Origin of the sequence: Streptomyces sp. NPDC056987 (assembly GCF_042673865.1) — a bacterium.
Lineage (GTDB): Bacteria > Actinomycetota > Actinomycetes > Streptomycetales > Streptomycetaceae > Streptomyces.
Genome location: NZ_JBHURV010000002.1, coordinates 134,099 through 154,337, shown reverse-complemented (window position 1 = coordinate 154,337; position 20,239 = coordinate 134,099). Strand labels below are relative to the sequence as shown.

Below are 20,239 nucleotides of genomic sequence, written 5' to 3'. Positions count from 1 at the left end.
ACGATGAAGCACAGGCAGGAAAGTGAAACTCGGTGTCACAGTAGATCCTGTGTATCGCTCCTGCAATCTCCATGCGGATCGGGGTCAGCGTCCGATCAGCCGCATCTGGTCCTCCTCGTGGTGGTCGCCGGAGGCCGGGGTGAGGTGGTCGAGCTTCCGGATCTGTTCGGCGGTCAGCGTGATGCCGTCGGCCGCGGTGTTCTCCTCGACGCGGGAGACGCGCTTGGTGCCGGGGATGGGGGCGATGTCGTCGCCCTGGGCGAGCAGCCAGGCGAGGGCGATCTGCGCCGGGGTGGCGCCCGCCTCGGCGGCGACGGCCTCGACCTCGTCGACGATGCGCAGGTTGCGCCGGAAGTTCTCGCCGGTGAAGCGCGGGTTGTTCTTCCGCCAGTCGGTGTCGTCGAAGTCGTCGGTGGAGCGGATCCGGCCGGTGAGGAAGCCGTGCCCCAGTGGGGAGTAGGGCACGAGGCCGATCCGCAGTTCGCGCAGCAGCGGCAGCACCTCCGCCTCCGGGTCGCGGGTCCACAGCGAGTACTCCGACTGCAGGGCGCTGATCGGGTGGACGGCGTGGGCGCGGGCGATGGTGGCGGCCCCGGCCTCGGAGAGCCCGAGGTGGCGCACCTTGCCCTCGGCGACCAGCTCGGCCATGGCGCCGACGGTCTCCTCGATGGGGGTGTCCGGGTCGACCCGGTGCTGGTAGTACAGGTCGATGCGGTCGGTGCCGAGCCGCTTCAGGGAGCCCTCGACGGCCCTGCGGATGTTGGCCGGGCTGCTGTCGAGATGCCCCGGTCCGGAACCTGCGTGCGAGACGAAGCCGAACTTCGTCGCCAGGACGACCTGGTCGCGGCGGCCCTTGAGGGCCCGTCCGACGAGTTCCTCGTTGACGTACGGTCCGTAGATCTCGGCGGTGTCGATGAAGGTGACGCCCAGGTCGAGCGCCCGGTGGATGGTGCGGATCGACTCGGCGTCGTCCGTGCCCGCTCCGGTGTAGCCGAAGGACATCGACATCGCGCCCAGACCGATACGGGAGACGTCCAGGTCTCCCAGCTTGACGTGGATCATGATGGTCGCTCCGTTCCTCGATCGGGTACGCGTGGCTCATGCGTGCTCATGCGTGGCTCATGTGTGCTGATGCATGGCTCATGTGTGGCTCATGTCGGCACACGTGCCCGCGTACCTATTCAGCCTCGCCGTCACGCGCGCCGCGCGGCAGAGCGTGCCGTACCGGGGAACGGTGTTCAGGGGCGCGACAGGGCCCCTCACGGGTCTGCCGCGCGGCTCACCGGCGCCACCACACTGAAAGACATGACAGGTGGGCAGCACGGCGGAGGCGCCGGGGCGGGCGCCGGCGCGGGCGCGGGCGGTACGGAGCTGGGCCGTTTCCTGCGCGCACGCCGGGCCGGGGTGACCCCCGCCGAGGCCGGTCTCGGCACCGCAGGACCCGGGCGGCGCCGTACGCCCGGACTGCGCCGCGAGGAGCTGGCCACGCTCGCCGGGATCAGCGTCGACCACTACACGCGCCTGGAGCGCGGCAGGGAAACCCGCCCCGGCCCGTCCGTCGTCGACGCCCTCGCCCGCGCGCTCCTGCTCGACACGGACGAGCACGAACACCTGCGCGGCCTGGCCGCCCTCGCCGCCAGGACCGTGCCGGAACCCGCGGCCGCGCCCGGCCGGTCGGTGCGGCCCGGCGTCGGCCTGCTCCTGGAGAACCTGCGGCCCGGCCCCGCGCACGTGGTCAGCCGTACCGGCGACCTGCTCGCCCACAACCCGGCCGGACTACGGCTCCTCGCCGGGCTGGGGGACTGGCCGGCCACCCGGCGCAACCTCGCGCGGTACGCCTTCCTCCACCCCGCGGCCCACGGCCTCTTCGCCGACCGGGACAGCCTGCTGCGCGGCTGCGTCGCCCGGCTCCGGGCGCTGGCCGCCACCGACCGGGACGCCCCCGACCTCGCCCGGATCGCCGGTGAACTCCTCCTCAAGAGCCCGGAGTTCGCCCGCCTGTGGGAACGCCGCGATGTGCGGGTCAGCGGCCACGGCCGCACGGCCTTCCACCACCCCGACGTCGGCGACCTCACCCTCGGCCACCAGTCCCTGCTGCTGGAGGGCACCCCCGGCCACCGTCTGATCGCCTACTACGCCGAGCCCGGCACCCCCGAGCACGACGCGATCGTCCTTCTCGACCTGGCCGCGCACGAGCCGGAAGCACCCCGGACCGGCCGCCCGCCACAGCGCTGAGGCGGGCGGCGTACGGCCGTCGGCTCAGCCGGCGGAGGACGTCCACAGCCACACGTCACCGGCGTGGCGCGTACGGCCCCCGGCCCCGGCTCACCCGGCGGGGCGTCCGCGTCGTGCGACCGCCGTACGGCCGACCGTCGCCGCGAGCTTGCGCAGCCGCCGCCAGTCCAGGGGCGGCTGCACCGCCGGGACGCCCGGCCGGTTCCTCGGGACCCGTACGCGCAGGGCGCCGGGCTCGATGCGGCACCGTACGGGCGTGGGCAGGGCCAGCGCCTCCCCGTCGACGCCGACCTCGATCTCCGCCCGGTCGGCGTCCACCGTCACCTCGTCGGCCGTCAGGACCGTGAGCCCGGCCGACTGCCGGCCGCGCAGCAGCCCGGCCGCCTCCGCCGCGCTGTCGACCCGTACACCGAGAAGCCCGAGCGCCCCCGAGTCCAGCCGCTCGCGGAAGCCCAGACCGGCCGGGTCCTCCGTGCGGTACGGGTTGTTGCTCACCAGCAGGGCCTGCGGGCCGGTCACGGTGACCGGTGTTCCGTCCGTGGCGGTGGCGGTGGCCGTCAGCAGCGGGCCGCGCTCGTGGGTCAGCAGCTCGGGCAGCAGCTCAAGGGTGGTGCGTACCTTGTCGTCGCGGTAGGCGGGGCTCTGCACGACCGCCGCGTACGCCCCGAAGGACGCGTTGTTGACGAAGGGGTGCCCGCCCGCGAAGCCGAGGTCGACGTGGAGTTCGACGCCGTCGGTCAGCGCGTCCAGGCAGGCCGCCGGGTCCTCCCGGTCGAGCCCCAGGTCCATCGCGAAGTGGTTGCGGGTCCCGGACGAGATCACCAGGAACGGCAGCCCCCGCTCCGCCGCCACGGCCGCCACCAGGGCCTGCGTGCCGTCGCCGCCCGCCACGCCCAGCAGATCGGCCCCGTCGTCGGCGGCCGTACGGGCGAGGGCGGCCACGTCCTGATGACGGCCCGTGTCGAGCAGGAGGACGCGCGCGCCGAGCCGCTCCGCCTTCTCCCGCAGCCCGAACCTGCCGACCTTTCCGCCGCCGGAGCGCGGGTTCATGATGAGGAAGGGACGCCGGGGCGGCGCCGTCTCGTACTCCGTCATGGCCGGGGCGGGCGTGGCGCCCGTACTGCTGAGCGCGGTACGGCCCGTCCAGACGGCCAGTGCCCACAGCGCCGCGGAGACCAGGACCAGCCACAGCAGGTTCGCCGCGTCGAAGAACCCGAGGACGGTGAGCGGTGTCGCCACGGCCAGTGCCGCGGCCCCCGCCCGGGCGACCCCGCGGCGGGTCAGGACCCACCAGACGGCCGCGGCGGTGAGGGCCGTCCCGCCCACGATCACGCCGACCAGCAGCACGCTGGCGGCGCCCGCATACCCGATCGGCAGCAGCACGGCCACTCCGGCGGAGGTCAGTGAGACCCGCGCCGACCAGCGCTGCGCGGCATGGGCGCGCTCGCCGAATTCCACAACCACCGCTTCTCCCACCGATCACGCGGCCCGGTGCCCGATCGGCCCGGCGGCCCTTCACATGATCAGGCCCTGCGGCCTTTCACGTGATCACATTCGCCCAACAGCGCGACATCGTAGGGCCGGTGACCGTCCCGTGGCCATCCGCCCGCGCGCCGTGCGCCCCTGCTTGCGGGCGCGCCGTGCGCCCCTGCTTGCGCCGGTGCCTCAGGACCGGGTCACCCGCACCTTGAAGTGCTCGTTCGGCTCCTCCGACAGCACCGAGATCAGGATCCCGTTGTCGCGGTCCTCGAAGGACTGCCCCGGGCGGTACGGCGCGTCCGACAGCTCCGCGTGGACGTTCGGCCGCCGCGTACAGCCGCCGCTGTTCTCCCTGCTGTCCGCGATCGTGACCGGACCGCGCCCCGTGTCGACGCCGGCGTCCACGCGGTAGACCAGCACGCCCGGCTCGCAGACCGCCTCGTCGTTCCCGGCCCGCGTCCGCACCTCCACGGCGTACCCCGACTCCGCGGAGATCGGCACGAAGGCCATCTTCGGCCCGCCCGACGTCGCCAGCGGACCGAGCAGGTGGTCCGTGCTGCCGCGTTCCGACGCGCAGCCGATCTGCTCGTCGTCGAGCCAGCCCAGCTTCCACTTGTGCCAGCCCAGCAGATCGTTGTTGGCGCCCCAGTCCTCGGACATGATGTCCCAGTGCCCGACCGAGCCGCCGCCGTCCACCGTGTAGAGGTCGGGGAGGCCGAAGACATGCCCGTTCTCGTGCGGCAGGACCCGGTAGCCGGTGTCGCCGTACGAGCCGGAGCCGTCGTCCTGGCGGCTGTAGACGAAGGACGTGTTGGCGAGCGGTACGCCGTCCGCCTTCGGGGCGTCCGCGTTGCCCGAGAAGGTGACGGACAGGACGGTGTCCAGTGCCGAAGGGCCGGCATTGGGCGTCACCAGGATGTTGACCAGGTCGTACCCGGCGAAGTTCACCCGGCCGTCGGCGGCGGTCACGATGTCGGCGACCAACTGCCGGTAGCCGGGTTCGTACGGCGCGCCGCGCTCTATCCCGTACTCCGCGAACGGTAGCGGCATCCGCAGCCAGTCCTTGACCGGCGCCTCGGGACGGTAGTCGAGGCGCCCGTACGAACTGGTCCTGAACCACTCCGACGTCTTCGGGAAGAACTCGGCGAACCGGTCGAGCGCCTTCCCGGGGCCCGGCGCGTCCGAGAAGTCGACCATGAGGTTGAGGGCGCGGATCCGGCCGGTCGAGCGGGAGTAGCCGGGCGGTGTGGGCAGCCCCTCCGACATCGCCACGGCCGTGGCGGCGGAGATACGGCACGGCCCGCGGCCCATGTCCTTGACCGCGCCGGGCCCCGCGTGGCCGGCGACGGGGAGGGTGCCGCTCGCGCTGGTCAGGGCGGCGAGGGTGAGCGCCGCGAGACCGGCGAGAGCGCCGAGACGGCGGGTGCCGGGTCCGGGTATGAGAAGCCTCTGCCGCATGCGGCCGCCTTCCTTCTCGGCAGCCGACCGTCCTGACTGCCCTCCGTCAGATCACCCTCCGACGGCGGGCGTGTCGGCGCTCGCTGGGTGCGCCGATCGGGTATGGACCCCACGAAGTCCGGGTTGTGGCTCAGGTCACACTGATGGGTGAAATAACCGGGGACGAGTTCCCCGTTTGTATCTACGTCCCCGGAGGGCCGGGGCACGCAGACCGAACGACCACGCAAGGGGAAGGGGCGCCACGTGACCGCCACCGCCACCGCCACCGCCGCTGTCGCGTCCGGCACCGCCATGAGCGCGGCGGCCGCGGGTACGGTCGCGGCCGCCCCTTCCGCCGCCGCGGGACCGGAGGCGCGCCGCGCCCCCCGGCCGCGCGCGGACGCCCTGCGCAACCGGGAGCGGATCGTGGCGGCGGCCCGTGAGGTGTACGTGGAGTACGGCTCCGAGGCGCCGCTGGACGAGATCGCCCGCCGCGCCGGCATCGGCAATGCCACGCTCTACCGGCACTTCGCCGACCGGCACGCCCTCGTGCACGAGGTCGTCCTCGCCGTCATGGCCAAGGTTGCCGACGAGGCGGAGCGGATCGCGGCCGAGGAGGCCGACGCGTTCACCGCGCTGCGCCGCTTCACGCACGCGGCGGCCGACGAGCGGATCGGTGCGCTCTGCCCGATGCTCTCCGAGGCGTTCGACCGGAACCGTCCCGATCTGGAGGCCGCGCGCCGTCGCCTCGAAGGCGCCGTCGAAGGGCTGATGGAGCGGGCCCGGCAGGCCGGGCGGCTGCGCCCGGACGTCGAGTCCGGCGATCTCATGGTCGCGCTGTCCCAGCTCACCCGGCCGCTGCCCGACAGCCGCTGTCTCGCCATGGACCGGTTCGTGCACCGGCACCTTCAGCTCTTCCTGGACGGACTGGAGACCCCCGCCCGGTCCGAACTGCCCGGCTCGGCCGCGACCCTGGAGGATCTGCGCCGCGCCGCTCCGTGACGCGCCCTTGAACCAAGAACCAGAGCAGGCCTCAAGGCCTCGAGGCCTCAAGCAAGAGCAGGCCCGAAGCGAAGAACGTCCTGAATCCCTGACCGACCCGAACCAGCCCAGCCTTGGCAGACGCGCGGACGCGCAGACGCGTACGTACGTGCGCACGTACGCAGCCCGGCCGACGAGCCGACGCGCTGCCGAACCAAGGCCCGTCCGCGACCACCGGCAGCCAGGCCCACCAACGGGCCACACGCTGCCCGCGACGGCTTCACGCCGCCGTCATCACCCCGCAATGACTTCGTAAGTCCGGCAGCGTCGCCTGTACTTACGTACGTTTCGCCCTTTCTGCATCCTTAGGTGGATACCTCCATGTCAAAAGCAGCCGAAAAGCGGCTTCCCGCCCCAGGTACCGCAGGTGCCCCAGGGAGCCCCGGCGCCCCCGAGGCCTCGTCGGCCCCCGATCCAGGGCGCTGGAAGGCGCTCGTCTTCATCGCGCTGGCCCAGCTCATGGTCGTGCTCGACGCGACCATCGTGAACATCGCGCTGCCCTCCGCCCAGCAGGACCTGGGGATATCGGACGGCAACAAGCAGTGGGTCATCACCGCCTACGCCCTCGCCTTCGGCGGTCTGCTGCTCTTCGGCGGCCGCATCGCCGACCTGTGGGGCCGTAAGCGCACCTTCGTCACCGGCCTGATCGGCTTCGCCGCCGCGTCCGCCATCGGCGGTGCCGCGAGCGGCGAGGCGATGCTGCTGGGCGCCCGCGCGCTGCAGGGCGTCTTCGGCGCGCTCCTCGCGCCCGCCGCGCTCTCACTGCTCGCGGTGACCTTCAGCGACGCCAAGGAGCGCGCCAAGGCGTTCGGCATCTTCGGTGCGATCGCCGGTGGCGGTGGCGCCGTCGGGCTGATCCTCGGCGGGTTCCTCACCGAGTACCTGGACTGGAGGTGGACGTTCTTCGTCAACATCCCGTTCGCGGTGGTGGCCGCGCTCGGCGCGTACTTCGTGATCCGCGAGCCCGCGGCGGGCCGTAACCGCTCCGCGCTCGACATCCCCGGCGTCGTGCTCTCGACGCTGGGCCTGGTCTCGCTGGTGTACGGCTTCACGCGCGCCGAGTCCGACGGCTGGAGCCACCCCGTCACCGTCACCCTCTTCGTGGCGGCGGCCGTTCTGCTCGTCCTCTTCACGGTCGTCGAGTCGAGGGTCAAGGCCCCGCTGCTGCCGCTGCGCGTCGTCACCAACCGCAACCGCGCCGGTGTCTACCTCTCGCTGGGCCTGGCCATCATCGCGATGTTCGGCCTGTTCCTCTTCCTGACGTACTACCTCCAGGTGGTGCAGGGGTACTCACCGGTCAGGACCGGCTTCGCCTTCCTCCCGATGATCGCGGGCATGATCACGGGCTCGACCCAGATCGGCGCCCGGCTGATGACCCGGGTCCCGCCGCGCTACCTCATGGGCCCCGGCTTCCTGGTCGCGGCGGTCGGCATGCTGCTGCTGACGCGGCTCGACCTCGGTTCCTCGTACGCGGGTGTGATCCTGCCCGGCCAGCTCCTGCTGGGCCTGGGCATGGGCACGGCGTTCATGCCGGCCATGTCGCTCGCGACGTTCGGCATCGAACCGCGTGACGCGGGCGTCGCCTCCGCGATGGTCAACACCTCGCAGCAGGTGGGCGGCGCGATCGGGACGGCCCTGCTGAACACGATCGCCGCCTCGGCCACGACCTCGTACCTCGCCTCGCACGCGGCCACCGCGGGCGGCGACGCGCAGCTGCTCCAGATGCGTGCCCTGGTGGCCGGGTTCTCCAGCGCCATCTGGTGGGCGGTCGGCATCCTCACCGTCGCGGCGGCGATCGCGGTCACCCTCATCAACACCGGCCGCCCCGGCGCCGCTCCGGGCGCTCCGGGCGCGGGCGGTACGCAGGGCGCGGAGGCGGACGAGGTGCAGCTCCCGGTCGCGATGCACTGACCACAGCGCACCGGAGGCGAAACGGCCGGACGACGACGGATCTCCCCTGGCGCCGCCACTCCCAGGAGTCAGCGGCGCCAGGGCAGATCCGCGCCCGTGCCCTCGGGCTGCAGCCCTTCCGCCATCACGTGCATGATCTCGCCGAGCTGACCGACCTGCTCCGGGGTGAGCCGGTCGAAGATCGCCTGGCGTACGGCGGCGACATGGCCCGGCGCCGACCGCTTCAGCATCTCGAAACCCTGGTCCGTGAGGTACGCGTTCTGCCCCCGCTTGTCGGAGGGGCACTCCTCGCGCCGCACCCAGCCGTTCTCCTCCAGCCGCGCGATCGCGTGGGAGAGCCGCGAGCGGGTGATCTTGGCCTCCATGGCGAGCTGCGTCATCCGCAGCCGGCGGCGCGGTGCCGACGAGAGTTTGACGAGGAGCCCGTAGTAGACGTGCGGCATCCCCGCGTCACGCTGGAGCTGACGGTCGAGGTGGTCCTCCAGCAGGGTCGTCGCATGGACGTAGTTCAACCAGACGCGCTGCTCCTCGTCACTGAGCCAGCGTGTCTCCTCCACCCGGTGCTCAGCCTCGCCGGTTACTTCGCCTGGGCCGGCTCCTGTGCCGGTGGATGCCATGGTCATGTATTCCACTGTACTCATTCTTGAAAGTTAAACTAGATCTGGATAAGCTGCTGAGAAGTGAATGCTTGAGCTTTCAAATTTTGGGCCCGCGTGACCCATGACCCGGGAGTCGCCATGAACGCCGTCGCGGAGCGGATGCCCGCCCTCTACCTCTCCCACGGGGCCCCGCCCCTGGCCGACGACCCCGTCTGGCCGGGGGAGCTGGCGGCCTGGTCGGCGGCGCTGCCCCGCCCCAAGGCCGTGCTGATGGTCTCGGCGCACTGGGAGGAGGCCCCGCTCGCGCTGGGCGCCACGGAACCCGTACCGCTGGTGTACGACTTCTGGGGCTTCCCCGAGCACTACTACCAGGTGCGTTACGACGCCCCCGGCGCCCCGGCGCTCGCGGACTCCGTACGGAAGCTGCTGCGCGGCGCCGGTACGCCCGTCCAGGACGTGCCGGACCGCGGGCTGGACCACGGTGCGTACGTACCGCTGGTCGAGATGTTCCCCGAGGCGGACATCCCCGTGCTGCAGATCTCCCTGCCGACGCTCGACCCGCGCAAGCTGCTGGACATCGGCCGCAAGCTGGCCCCGCTGCGCGACGAGGGCGTCCTGATCGTCGGCAGCGGCTTCTTCACCCACAACCTCGCGGCACTGCGCCACCAGGGCGGCGGCGTACCCGGCTGGTCCGCGGAGTTCGACGACTGGGGTACGCGGGCACTCAAGGCGCAGGACATCGACGCCCTGCTCGACTTCGAGCACAAGGCCCCGGCCGGCCGCCTGGCCCATCCCCGCACCGAGCACTTCGCCCCGCTGTTCGTGACGCTCGGGGCCTCGGAGCATGAGCTGGGCACCGGCAGGAGCGTTATCGACGGCTTCTGGATGGGGCTGGCGAAGAGGTCGCTCCAGTTCGGCTGAGCGCCGGCCGGGCACGGGCGGGGTGCCTGCGCGGTGCCGGCCCGGTGATCGCTCGCTGAGCAACCAAAGCCGCATGCGGTTCGTCTTCAAGAAGTGAGCGGAGCTGCTGAAGCCGCCGGTGGCGCAACCTCGTGAGCGCGGTCGGCGTCATCTTCGGTAACTGTCCTGACCTGCGCTTCTCCGTCCATCGGAGGGGCCGGGCCAGCCGGTCGACGGCACAGGGTACTGCATGATCACAAAATCCATGCACGCCATGGGAATTCTGTCCGGATTCCAGTCGTTGTTTCCAACGGATGCAGGGCACCCGGAAGGGTGTCGCGACCTACTCAGTTCAGTAAGGGAGCTCGCATGGCAACCCGTGCCGTCGCCCGTCGTTCCGCCTCCGGCGGGGCGAAAGCGGCAAGCAGTGTTCGCGCCGTAGGCGGGGAGATCGCCGACCGCGACCTGGTCGGCATGTACCTCGACGAGATCGCGCGTACGCCGCTGCTCGACGCAGCAAAGGAAGTCGAGCTGTCCCAGACCATCGAGGCCGGAGTCTACGCCCGGCAGATCCTCGACGGAGAGGTGGAGAGCGAGGCGGGCGGCGCCTCACGCGAGGAGCTGGAGGCGCTCGTCGCCGAGAGCGAGCGCGCGAAGGACGTCTTCATACGCTCGAACCTCCGCCTGGTGGTGGCTGTCGCGCGCCGTTACCCGCGCAGCGGTCTGCCGCTGCTGGATCTCATCCAGGAGGGCAACGCGGGCCTGGTCCGCGCGGTCGAGAAGTTCGACTACGCCAAGGGCTTCAAGTTCTCGACGTACGCGACCTGGTGGATCCGCCAGGCCATCACCCGCTCCATAGCCGACCAGTCGCGCACGATCCGGCTCCCCGTCCACCTGGTGGAGGAGCTCGGCAGGATCCGCCGCGTGCAGCGGGAGTTCAACCGGGAACACGGCCGCGACCCGGAGCCCACGGAGGTCGCCGCCGAGCTGGACTCGAACCCGGCACGCGTCATCGATGTCCTGGACTGGGCCCGTGACCCGGTCAGCCTGAACATGTCGGTGGACGACGACGGGGACACGCAGTTCGGTGATCTGCTGGAGGACACCTCCGCGGTCTCGCCCGAGCAGTCCGTGCTCACGCTGCTGCGCAGCGAGGAGCTGGAGGATCTGATCGGCAAGCTCGACCAGCGCACCGCCTCGATCATCAAGATGCGGTACGGCATCGAGGACGGCCGCGAGCGCACGCTGACCGAGGTCGGCAAGCAGCACGGCCTGACCCGCGAGCGGATCCGCCAGATCGAGAAGCACGCGCTGCTGGAGCTGAAAAAGATGGCGCGGGACACCGGCTTCGACGCGGCGGCGTGACGTCGCGGCGTCATGGCCGTAGTGTCCCCATTACCCGCACTCGTTCTCCGAGCGGTACGGGACGGCCGATGCGTCGGCCCCAGAGACGAGCCCCGGCACCAACCCCCCCCAGGTGCCGGGGCTCCCTTCTGCCCCGGCACCGGCGCTGCCAGGTGTCCCCTTGGTGAGCAGCCGCCCTAAACGGTCGACGGCGGAGAGGCCGCGGAGGCCGGGGAGGCCGGGGAGGCCTGAGAAGCCGCGGAGGCCGGGGAAGATGCGGAGGCCCGGGTCAGCCGGGCCCCCAGCTCCCGCAGATACTCGGTGAGCTGGGCCGGGGCGTGCGCGGTGAACTCGCAGTCCACCAGAGCCAGGCGCAGCGCCAGCCACTCCAGGGAGTCGCCGACGGTCGTACGCAGCCGGCAGGAGTCCGGCCCGGTGGACTCGGGCGCGCCGAGATGCGCCGGCAGCCGGGCCGCCACGAACTCGGCGGGCGCCCGGAAGGTGACGTCCACGTCCACCTGGGGTTGCATCCGTGACATGGACCGGACCAGGAACTGCGCGGCGTCCCCCGTCGGCAGCTCGCGGGGGGAGAACCGGGCACCGGTGGCGAACGGCGCGCTGACCCGGTCGACCCGGAACGTACGCCAGTCGTCGCGCGCCAGGTCGTACGCGACGAGATACCAGCGCCTGCCGGTCGAGACCAACCGGTACGGCTCGACCTGCCGCTTCGTCTCCGTGCCGTCCCCGGAGCGGTAGCCGAAGCGCAGCCGCTCGGTGCCGGCGACGGCGCCGGCCATCACCGTGAGGGTGTCGGGGTCGATGGTCGTGCCGTCCCCGCGGGTGAGCGGCATCGTCGCCGTCTGGAGGGTGGAGACACGGTGCCGGAGCCGGGACGGCAGCACCTGCTCCAGCTTGGCCAGGGCGCGTACGGACGCCTCGTCGACGCCCTCGATGGCGTGGCCCGCCCCGGCGCGCAGGCCGACGGCGATAGCCACGGCCTCCTCGTCGTCGAGGAGCAGCGGGGGCATGGCCGCACCGGCGACCAGGCGGTAGCCGCCAACCGCCCCCATCGTGGCCTCGACGGGGTATCCGAGGGTGCGGAGCCGGTCGATGTCGCGGCGGATGGTGCGCGCGCTGACGTCGAGCCGCTCGGCCAGCTCGCTGCCCGGCCACTCGCGCGGGGTCTGGAGGAGGGAGAGCAGCCTCAGGAGCCGTGCCGGGGTGTCGGTCATGCGTCCATGGTGCGCGTCATCTAGGACATGTTCCGACCTGGATGCTCCCTAATTTGTGGCGCATGAGTTCACCCACCACATCCCCGGCATCCCCGGCTGCCCCGCCGGCGCCCTCTCCCACCCCCTCTTCTGCCCCGTCGTCCGCCGCTCTCGAAGCGCCCTCCGGGCGGGCTCCGGAGGCCGGTGACCGGCGTCGCTGGCTGGCCCTGGCCGTGGTCATGACAGCAGCCTTCATGGACCTGGTCGATGTCACCATCGTCAACATCGCCATTCCGAGCATCGAGCGGGACCTCGGTGCGACGTTCGGGGCGATCCAGTGGATCACCGCCGGGTACGCGCTCGCCTTTGCCGCCGGGCTGATCACCGGTGGCCGGCTCGGTGACATATACGGCCGCAAGCGGCTCTTCCTGATCGGTATCAGCGGGTTCACGGTGGCCTCCGCGCTCTGTGGCTTCGCGGTCAGCCCGGAGATGCTGGTCGGCTCGCGGCTGCTCCAGGGCGCCATGGCCGCGATGATGGTCCCCCAGGTGCTGGCGATCATCCATGTCACCTTCCCAGCCCACGAGCGCGGCAAGGTCTTCGGGCTCTTCGGGGCGATCGTCGGTCTCGGCGCGGTCTCGGGCCCGCTGCTCGGCGCGCTGCTCACGCAGTGGAACCTCCTCGGCCTGGAATGGCGCCCGATCTTCCTCATCAACCTGCCGGTCGGCGTGGCCGGAGTGCTGCTCGGGCGGCGGTTCATCGTCGAGTCCAAGGCGCCCAAGGCGCTCCGGCTCGACCTGGTGGGCGTGGTGCTGGTGACGGCCGCGCTGCTGATGCTCGTCTACCCCCTCACCCGCGGCCGCGAGCTGGGCTGGCCGCTGTGGGGTCATGTCTGCATGGCGGGCAGTCTCGGCGTGCTGGCGGTACTGGTGGCGTACGAGCGGAGGAAGACCCGCAAGGACGGGTCGCCGCTGATCGAGCTGTCCCTGTTCCGGGTGAAGAGCTTCGCCGCGGGCGTCGCGGTCCAGCTCACCTTCGGGGTCGCGCTGGGCATCTTCTTCCTGGTCTGGACGCTGTACATGCAGATCGGTCTTGGCTGGAGCCCGCTGCACGCGGGGCTCACGGGGGTGCCGTTCTCCCTCGCCGTATCGGTCGCGGCCGGTCTCTCGGTACAGAAGCTGGTCCCGCGCTTCGGGCGCGGGGTCCTCCAGGCGGGCGCGCTGACGATGATCGCGGGGCTGCTGCTCTACATCGGCGCGGCCGGACGGTACGGCCTGGAGATCCGCTCCTGGCAGATGGCGCTGCCCCTGGTGGTGATGGGCGCGGGCATGGGGCTGATCGTCGCCCCGCTGACGGACGCGGTGCTCTCGGGCGTCCCGCGCGAACACTCGGGATCCGCGTCCGGCCTGATCAGCACCACCCAGCAGATGGGCAACGCGCTGGGCCTCGGACTGGTGTCGGTGGTGTTCTTCGGAGTGGTCGACGACCGGCCGGCGAGCGCGATGAACGAGGCCTTCGCCGATGGCTTCCAGCACGCGCTGTGGTGGGTGGTGGCCGTGCTCGCGGTCATCTTCGCCATGATGTTCGCGCTTCCGCCGAAGCCGACCGCCGAGCCGACCGCTGCTGAGCCGACCGCCGATGAGCCGACCGCCGAAACGAGCAGGGAAGCGGCTACTGGCGTGGGTACCAACGCGGAATGACTGATCGTGTCCGTTGTTCGCCCGAATCTGTTTACTTTCCAGAAATGTGGGCGTAGCGTGTCGCCGAAACCACAGGTTCGGGCACGGAACGGACGTAAACCCACATGTACGCACCGGAGCGTCAGCAGGAGATCCTGCGCCTGGCCCGCGAGGGCGGACGCGTCGATGTGCTGTCGCTCGCCGAGCAGTTCCAGGTCACGGCGGAGACCGTACGGCGTGACCTGAAGGCACTCGACCGGGCCGGTCTCGTACGCCGCGTGCACGGCGGGGCCATACCGGCCGGGCGGATGGACTTCGAGCCCGACCTCGCCGAGCGCGAGTCCACCGCCGCCGACGAGAAGGACCGCATCGCGCACGCGGCGCTCGCGGAACTGCCGCAGGACGGCAGCGTGATCCTGGACGCCGGATCGACCGTCGCCCGGCTCGTGGCCGAGCTGCCGCTGGAGTGCGGGCTCACCGTCGTGACCCACTCCCTCCCCGTCGCCGCCCGCCTCGCCGACCACCCGGGGATCTACCTCCACCTGGTCGGCGGGCGGGTCCGGCACCGCACCCGCGCCGCCGTCGACGCCTGGGCGCTGCGGGCGTACGGGGAGATCCGCGCCGATGTCGTCTTCCTCGGCGCGAACGGTTTCTCCCCCGAAGGCGGTCTCACCACCCCCGACCTCGCCGAAGCCGCCGTGAAGCGCGCGGTCATCGGCGCGGCGCGGCGCGTGGTGCTGCTCGCCGACTCGGCCAAACACGGCCAGGAGCACTTCGCGCGCTTCGGCACGCTCGCCGATGTCGACCTGCTCATCACCGACAGCGGGCTCAGCCCTTCGGATGTCGCGGCCATCGAGGCCGCCGGCACCGAAGTGCTGTGTGTTTAGGAGAACGCCGCATGATCCTCACCGTCACCCCCAACCCGAGCCTGGACCGTACGTACGAGGTCCCGGCCCTCGACCGTGGCGAGGTGCTGCGGGCCACCGCCGAGCGCATGGACCCCGGCGGCAAGGGCGTCAACGTCTCCCGCGCCGTCGCGGCGGCCGGGCGTCGTACGGTCGCCGTGCTGCCCCTCGGAGGCGCCCCGGGGGCGCTGGTCGCGGAGCTGCTGGCCGGGCAGGGGATAGAGGTCGCGCCGGTGCCGGTCGTGGGGGCGACCCGCTCCAACATCGCGCTCGCCGAGCCCGACGGCACCCTGACCAAGATCAACGCGCCCGGGCCCGAGCTGACCGCGGAGGAGTCGGAGTCGCTGCTCGCCGCGGTGCGCGCGCAGATCCGCGCCCACTCCGCCGCCGCGGCCTGGATCGCCTGCTGCGGCAGCCTGCCGCGCGGACTGGCCCCCGAGTGGTACGCGGAACTGGTCGTCGGCGCCCACCACGCGGGGGCGAGGATCGCGCTCGACACCTCGGGCCCCTCGCTGCTGGCCGCGCTGCGCGAACGGCCGGATGTCGTCAAGCCGAATGCCGAAGAACTGGCCCAGGCCGTCGGACGCCCCCTCGCGACCGTCGGCGACGCCGTCAAGGCCGCCGAGGAGCTGCGCACGTACGGTGCCGCCGCCGTCCTCGCCAGCCTCGGCGCGGACGGCCAGCTCCTGGTCTCCGGGGCGGGGACATACTTCGGCTCCGCCACTGTCACCACCGTCCGCAGTAACGTCGGTGCGGGCGACGCCTCGCTCGCCGGGTTCCTGGCGGCGGGCGGCGAGGGCCCGGAGGCGCTCGCGTCGGCCGTCGCGCACGGCGCGGCGGCGGTACAGCTCCCGGGCAGCGTCATGCCGGCGCCCGGGGATCTGGACCCGGCGGCGGTCACGGTGACCGCCGACATCCCGCTCGACCGCCTCCTCAGGGAGCCCGCCTCATGACCCCCTTGCTGTCCCCACCTCCCGTTCCCCTCTCCGTCCCCCTTCTGGACCTGACCCGCGCGATAAGCGAGCAAAGGAGCCCGCGATGAGCGACATGATCACCGCGGACCTGGTCGACCTCGACCTGGCCGCCGAGACAAAGGAAGCAGCGGCCCGCTCGCTGGCCGAGCGGATGGTGACCCTGGGCCGGGTCACCGACCTGGACGGCTTCCTGGCCGACGTGGCCGCGCGCGAGGCGCAGATGCCGACCGGCCTCGACGGCGGCATCGGCATCCCGCACTGCCGCAGCGCCCATGTCGCCGAACCGACGCTGGCCTTCGGCCGGTCGGCGCGGGGCATCGACTTCGGCGCCCCCGACGGCCCCGCGGACCTGATCTTCCTGATCGCGGCCCCGGCCGGCGCCGACGACGCGCACCTCACGATCCTCTCCGCCCTGGCCCGCCGCCTGATGAACGAGGAGTTCACCACGGCGCTCCGCTCGGCGACGGACGCGACGGCGACCGCCGCACTGATCCGCGGCGAGGAGCCCACGCCCGCCGAACCCGAGGCCGCCGCTGCCCCCACGGCGCCCGAGCCCGCCCCCGAGCCCGCCCCCGAGCCCGCCCCCGAGCCGGCGAAGGCCCCGGAGACAGCCTCGGAGCAGGCACCGGAAGAGGCATCGGGAGCACAGGCGCAGCAGGCCGCCCCGGCCGCTCCCCAGGTCTTCCGGATCGTCGCGGTCACCTCCTGCCCCACCGGTATCGCGCACACCTACATGGCCGCCGAGGCCCTGGAACAGGCCGGACAGCAGGCCGGCGTCGAACTCGTCGTCGAACCGCAGGGATCCTCCGGCTTCAACCGGCTCGACCCGGCCGTCATCGCCGCCGCCGACGGCGTGATCTTCGCGCACGACGTGCCCGTACGGGAGAAGGAACGCTTCGCCGGGAAGCCGACGGTCGACGTCGGCGTCAAGGCGGGCATCAACCGCCCCGCCGAACTCATCGCCGAGGTACGTGGCAAGGCCGAGCGCGGCGAGATCAGCGACGCCGCGGGCGCCCACAGCTCACCCGTGGACGACGCGGGAGAGCCCGGCGAGGGGTACGGCACCAAGCTGCGCAAGTGGCTGATGTCGGGTGTCAGCTACATGGTCCCGTTCGTCGCGGCGGGCGGTCTCCTCATCGCCCTCGGCTTCGCCATCGGCGGCTACACCGTCAACAAGGCCCCTTCCGTCGCCGAGCACTTCGTCTGGACGGAGAGCATGAGCTGGGCCGCTCTGCTCTTCCAGATCGGCGGCCTGGCCTTCGGCTTCCTGGTGCCCGTCCTCGCGGGCTACATCGCGTACGGGATGGCGGACCGTCCAGGTCTCGTGCCCGGCTTCGTGGGCGGCTCCATCGCCCTCACCATCAACGCGGGCTTCCTCGGCGGTCTCGCCGCCGGTCTGATCGCCGGTGGCGTGGTGATGGCCATCCAGCGGCTCAAGGTGCCCGCCCCGCTGCGCGGCATCATGCCTGTCGTCGTGATCCCCCTGATCTCCTCCGCGGTCGTCGGATTCCTGATGTTCCTGGTGGTCGGCAAGCCGATCGCCTCGCTCCAGGAGGCCCTCTCCAGCTGGCTCTCCGGTCTCTCCGGGGCCAACGCGATCATCCTGGGCGTCATCCTCGGCCTGATGATGTGCTTCGATCTGGGCGGCCCGCTCAACAAGGTCGCCTACGCCTTCGCCGTCGGCGGTCTCGCCAACCCCAACGAGGGCAGCCTGAAGGTCATGGCCGCCGTGATGGCCGCCGGCATGGTCCCGCCGCTGGCCATGGCGCTCGCCACGACCGTTCGCGGCAAGCTGTTCACCCGTACCGAACGCGAGAACGGCAAGGCCGCCTGGGTGCTCGGTGCCTCCTTCATCACCGAGGGAGCGATTCCGTTCGCCGCGGCCGACCCGCTGCGGGTGATCCCGTCCGCGATGGCGGGCGGCGCGGTGACCGGCGCGCTCTCGATGCTCTTCGAGTGCACGCTGCGGGCCCCGCACGGTGGCGTCTTCGTGATCCCGCTGATCGGCAATCCGTTCCTCTACCTGATCGCGATCGCGGCGGGTACGGCCGTCACCGCCGGATTGGTCATCCTGCTCAAGGGAGCACGGAAGACCGGCCGTCCGGACCAGGCCGCCGGGGCCGGAGCCGACGGAGCGAGCGGCGCCGGAGCGGAGGCCAAGGTGCCCGTGGGCGTCTGAGCCCACCGGCCGACCCCGCCCCGGAGCCCTTCCCCGGAGGTCGTACGGTCCGTCCACCCCTGGCGGCCGTACGACCTTCCTCCCGGCCCGGTCCGCTCAGCCCCAGCCGGTCCTCACAGAACCCGCGCGCGGAGCTCCATGGCTTCGCGCGCCGTCTCTTCGGCCCCGTACACCTCACACATGTGCCGGCCGTCCGGTGTCGCCGTGTGCTCCACCTCCCACAGGCTCATCTCGGTGCCGTCGATCAGCAGGAACGCGTGCTCGTAGAGCATGAACCCCGCGTCCTTCCCCTCGACTTGGCACTGCCGGCCGAAGACCTGCGTGATGTGGTGCGCGAACGCCGTCTTCAGCAGCAGCTTGGTCTCCTCACCCGGGCAGTCCGCGTTCTCCGCGCGGCGCAGCACTCTGCGGGCGTGGTCCGGGGAGTTGTCGGGTGAGTACAACCGGTGCCGCGGCGCGGACGCCGGGGCGGGCAGCGCGCGCAGTCCGCGGATCAACGCGAGATGAGCGTCGATCTCGGCCGTGCGTTCCGACTCCAGCTCCGCGAGCAGATCGGTCGCGAGATCGTCCATGGCCGTCTCACGGCTTCGGGGTTCCTCCTCCCGGAGTTCGTCGTCCAGGCATCCTCGTTCTCCCCAGTACGCCTCGTCGCCCTCCTGATGCGGGCAGGCCGACGAGAGCCGCGGTGCCTCCGGACTGCCCGGACGGCACAGCCGCGCCGCGGCGAGCTGGGCCTCGGACTCGTCCCCGTACAGCTCATGCAGCCGCGCGCCGTCCCGGCCGGTGTTGTGCACCAGCTCCCAAAGGCTGAGCGCGCTGCCGTCGTTGAGCAGATAGGTGTGCCGGTACGTCTCGCGGTGCAGCCCCGCACTGTGGTGCGCGGAACACAGCGAGCTGGCGTGCGCCAGCGCACGGTCGAGTCGATCGACCAGTGCGTCAGGCAGGTCGAAGGAGTTGAGTGCCCGACCCAGGAGTCGCTCGAGGTGCGTCTCGGTTGTCTCGTAGGGATCGTTCAAGATGGGTCTCCAGGCCGTCGCCACATGTCACTTGGTGATTGCATAACGTAGTGCCTAGGGCTGACATCGCGTCCTAAGTTTGAGAAAACGAAGGGGGCGTACGCGAAGTTCCCGCGCGCCCCTTGCCAACTCGCCGGACACGCCCCTCAGTCGAGCTCGTACAACTCGCGGTACGAAGGGAACGTCCCGCCAGGCCCCTCGACCCCTTCCGCCGCATGCACGGCCGAGACGATCGCCCTGGTCACCACGTCCGCGCCTGCTGCCAGTATCGCGTTGAGAGCGAGCAAATCCCCCTCGGGCAGAGGCCGGACGCCCGTCGACAGCGTGAAAACAGTATCCCCGTCGTTGAGCAGATGCACAGGACGGACGGCGCGCGCGATGCCGTCGTGCGCCGTCCCCGCGAGCTTCTGCGCCTGGGCGCGGGAGAGTTCGGCGTCGGTGGCGACCACGGCCAGGGTGGTGTTGAGCGGAGCGGGGCCGTTCCGCTCGCTCAATTCGGCCAGTCGCCGTTGCGCCGCCTGATGTACTTCAGGTGTCGGGTACTCCGTACGGCCGCTGAAGTAACGTCCGTACAGCACGCCGGTCAGCGGATCGATTACGGAGCCCGCCGCGTTGGCCACGATCAGCGCGGCGACGGTGATTCCGGACTCCAGGACCGTACTCGCCGTCCCCACACCGCCCTTGATCGGCCCGACGAGGGCGCCGACCCCCGCGCCCACACACCCCTCCGCGACCGGTGCCCCGCCCGTCGACGCTGCCGCCGCTTCCACCGCCGCACGCCCCGTCGCCGCGTCGGGCCGGACCCGCCAGTCACCGCCGCGCCCCAGGTCGAAGATGCCCGCCGCCGGGACGACGGGCACCACCTGACCCGGGTCGGCGCCGACCCGTATGCCCCGCCCCTGCTCCTCCAGCCACGCCATCACACCGGACGCCGAGTCGAGCCCGTACGCGCTGCCGCCCGTCAGCACGACGGCCTCCGTGCGCTGGACGATGTTGCGCGGATCGAGCGCGTCGGTCTCCTTCGTGGCCGGACCGCCGCCGCGTATGTCCACGGCGGTGACCACTCCGCCCTCCGGGGCGAGCACGACGGTGGTGCCGGTGAGCGCGCGATCTCCGGCCACCTGGGCGTGCCCTACCCGGAGGCCCGCCACGTCGGTCAGTGCGTTATTCGATGCCATGAGCCCCATGCGTACCACGCGCTTCGGGCAGTGAAGCGCTGTACGCCGGAGAAACGGCGGAGGAGGGCGGAGCGGGCGTCGGCGGAATCGGAGGTGGGCCGCGCGCGCGTCGGCCGATCCCGGCCCCGGGCGCCGTCCGCCGCCCGTCCGC

The 20,239-nt window shown here is 71.8% G+C and carries 16 protein-coding genes; 9 read left to right on the top strand and 7 right to left on the bottom strand.

From position 1 onward, the window contains the following. Window positions 1-84 precede the first annotated feature (84 nt). Complete coding sequence (locus ACFTZC_RS03045) at window positions 85-1,062, bottom strand: aldo/keto reductase (protein WP_382886280.1); 978 nt, start codon at window positions 1,060-1,062, stop codon at window positions 85-87. A gap of 243 nt (window positions 1,063-1,305) precedes the next feature. Here ACFTZC_RS03045 and ACFTZC_RS03040 point away from each other — a divergent pair, with 243 nt between their 5' ends. Next, entirely contained in the window at window positions 1,306-2,235 is a 930-nt protein-coding gene (locus ACFTZC_RS03040; protein WP_382886277.1) for a helix-turn-helix domain-containing protein, read from the top strand. Between the two features lie 90 nt (window positions 2,236-2,325). Here the strand turns inward: ACFTZC_RS03040 and ACFTZC_RS03035 are convergent, their stop codons facing one another. Together ACFTZC_RS03035 and ACFTZC_RS03030 are read right to left on the bottom strand one after the other, a co-directional pair. Further along, the gene (locus ACFTZC_RS03035) at window positions 2,326-3,699 is read right to left on the bottom strand and encodes a diacylglycerol/lipid kinase family protein (protein ID WP_382886275.1); all 1,374 of its coding nucleotides are present in this window, start codon (window positions 3,697-3,699) and stop codon (window positions 2,326-2,328) included. 201 nt (window positions 3,700-3,900) lie between these two features. Continuing rightward, complete coding sequence (locus ACFTZC_RS03030; protein WP_382886273.1) at window positions 3,901-5,172, bottom strand: M6 family metalloprotease domain-containing protein; 1,272 nt, start codon at window positions 5,170-5,172, stop codon at window positions 3,901-3,903. A 291-nt stretch (window positions 5,173-5,463) separates the two neighbouring features. Here ACFTZC_RS03030 and ACFTZC_RS03025 point away from each other — a divergent pair, with 291 nt between their 5' ends. Then, window positions 5,464-6,153: a TetR/AcrR family transcriptional regulator gene (locus tag ACFTZC_RS03025; protein WP_382886719.1), complete on the top strand. Its 690-nt coding sequence runs from the start codon at window positions 5,464-5,466 to the stop codon at window positions 6,151-6,153. 360 nt (window positions 6,154-6,513) lie between these two features. After that, complete coding sequence (locus tag ACFTZC_RS03020; RefSeq protein ID WP_382886272.1) at window positions 6,514-8,103, top strand: MFS transporter; 1,590 nt, start codon at window positions 6,514-6,516, stop codon at window positions 8,101-8,103. Window positions 8,104-8,171: 68 nt separating this feature from the next. On the opposite strand, the gene ACFTZC_RS03015 is transcribed toward ACFTZC_RS03020, so the two are convergent. After that, window positions 8,172-8,735, bottom strand: a complete 564-nt coding sequence (locus ACFTZC_RS03015) for a MarR family winged helix-turn-helix transcriptional regulator (protein WP_382886717.1) — start codon at window positions 8,733-8,735, stop codon at window positions 8,172-8,174. 105 nt (window positions 8,736-8,840) lie between these two features. Here ACFTZC_RS03015 and ACFTZC_RS03010 point away from each other — a divergent pair, with 105 nt between their 5' ends. Further along, on the top strand, window positions 8,841-9,623 hold the full coding sequence (locus tag ACFTZC_RS03010) for a dioxygenase (RefSeq protein WP_382886270.1): 783 nt from the start codon (window positions 8,841-8,843) through the stop codon (window positions 9,621-9,623). A 348-nt stretch (window positions 9,624-9,971) separates the two neighbouring features. After that, a complete protein-coding gene (locus ACFTZC_RS03005; protein WP_382886268.1) occupies window positions 9,972-10,967 on the top strand; it encodes an RNA polymerase sigma factor RpoD/SigA in 996 nt (331 codons plus the stop codon). 176 nt (window positions 10,968-11,143) lie between these two features. Here the strand turns inward: ACFTZC_RS03005 and ACFTZC_RS03000 are convergent, their stop codons facing one another. Then, window positions 11,144-12,178, bottom strand: coding sequence for a helix-turn-helix transcriptional regulator (locus tag ACFTZC_RS03000; RefSeq protein WP_382886266.1), 1,035 nt, complete (start codon window positions 12,176-12,178; stop codon window positions 11,144-11,146). A gap of 62 nt (window positions 12,179-12,240) precedes the next feature. Here ACFTZC_RS03000 and ACFTZC_RS02995 point away from each other — a divergent pair, with 62 nt between their 5' ends. From ACFTZC_RS02995 to ACFTZC_RS02980, 4 genes are all read left to right on the top strand, one after another. Next, on the top strand, window positions 12,241-13,857 hold the full coding sequence (locus tag ACFTZC_RS02995; protein ID WP_382886264.1) for an MFS transporter: 1,617 nt from the start codon (window positions 12,241-12,243) through the stop codon (window positions 13,855-13,857). Window positions 13,858-13,961: 104 nt separating this feature from the next. Then, entirely contained in the window at window positions 13,962-14,723 is a 762-nt protein-coding gene (locus ACFTZC_RS02990; RefSeq protein ID WP_382886262.1) for a DeoR/GlpR family DNA-binding transcription regulator, read from the top strand. 11 nt (window positions 14,724-14,734) lie between these two features. Then, window positions 14,735-15,694 carry a 1-phosphofructokinase gene (gene pfkB, locus ACFTZC_RS02985; protein WP_382886260.1) on the top strand — a complete coding sequence of 320 codons (960 nt, stop codon included), beginning with the start codon at window positions 14,735-14,737 and terminating at the stop codon, window positions 15,692-15,694. Between the two features lie 85 nt (window positions 15,695-15,779). Continuing rightward, window positions 15,780-17,894, top strand: coding sequence for a fructose-specific PTS transporter subunit EIIC (locus ACFTZC_RS02980; protein ID WP_382886258.1), 2,115 nt, complete (start codon window positions 15,780-15,782; stop codon window positions 17,892-17,894). A 113-nt stretch (window positions 17,895-18,007) separates the two neighbouring features. On the opposite strand, the gene ACFTZC_RS02975 is transcribed toward ACFTZC_RS02980, so the two are convergent. Both ACFTZC_RS02975 and ACFTZC_RS02970 read right to left on the bottom strand, forming a co-directional pair. Further along, window positions 18,008-18,865: a DUF6227 family protein gene (locus ACFTZC_RS02975; protein WP_382886716.1), complete on the bottom strand. Its 858-nt coding sequence runs from the start codon at window positions 18,863-18,865 to the stop codon at window positions 18,008-18,010. Between the two features lie 191 nt (window positions 18,866-19,056). Continuing rightward, complete coding sequence (locus tag ACFTZC_RS02970; RefSeq protein WP_382886256.1) at window positions 19,057-20,088, bottom strand: P1 family peptidase; 1,032 nt, start codon at window positions 20,086-20,088, stop codon at window positions 19,057-19,059. Window positions 20,089-20,239: the final 151 nt, after the last annotated feature.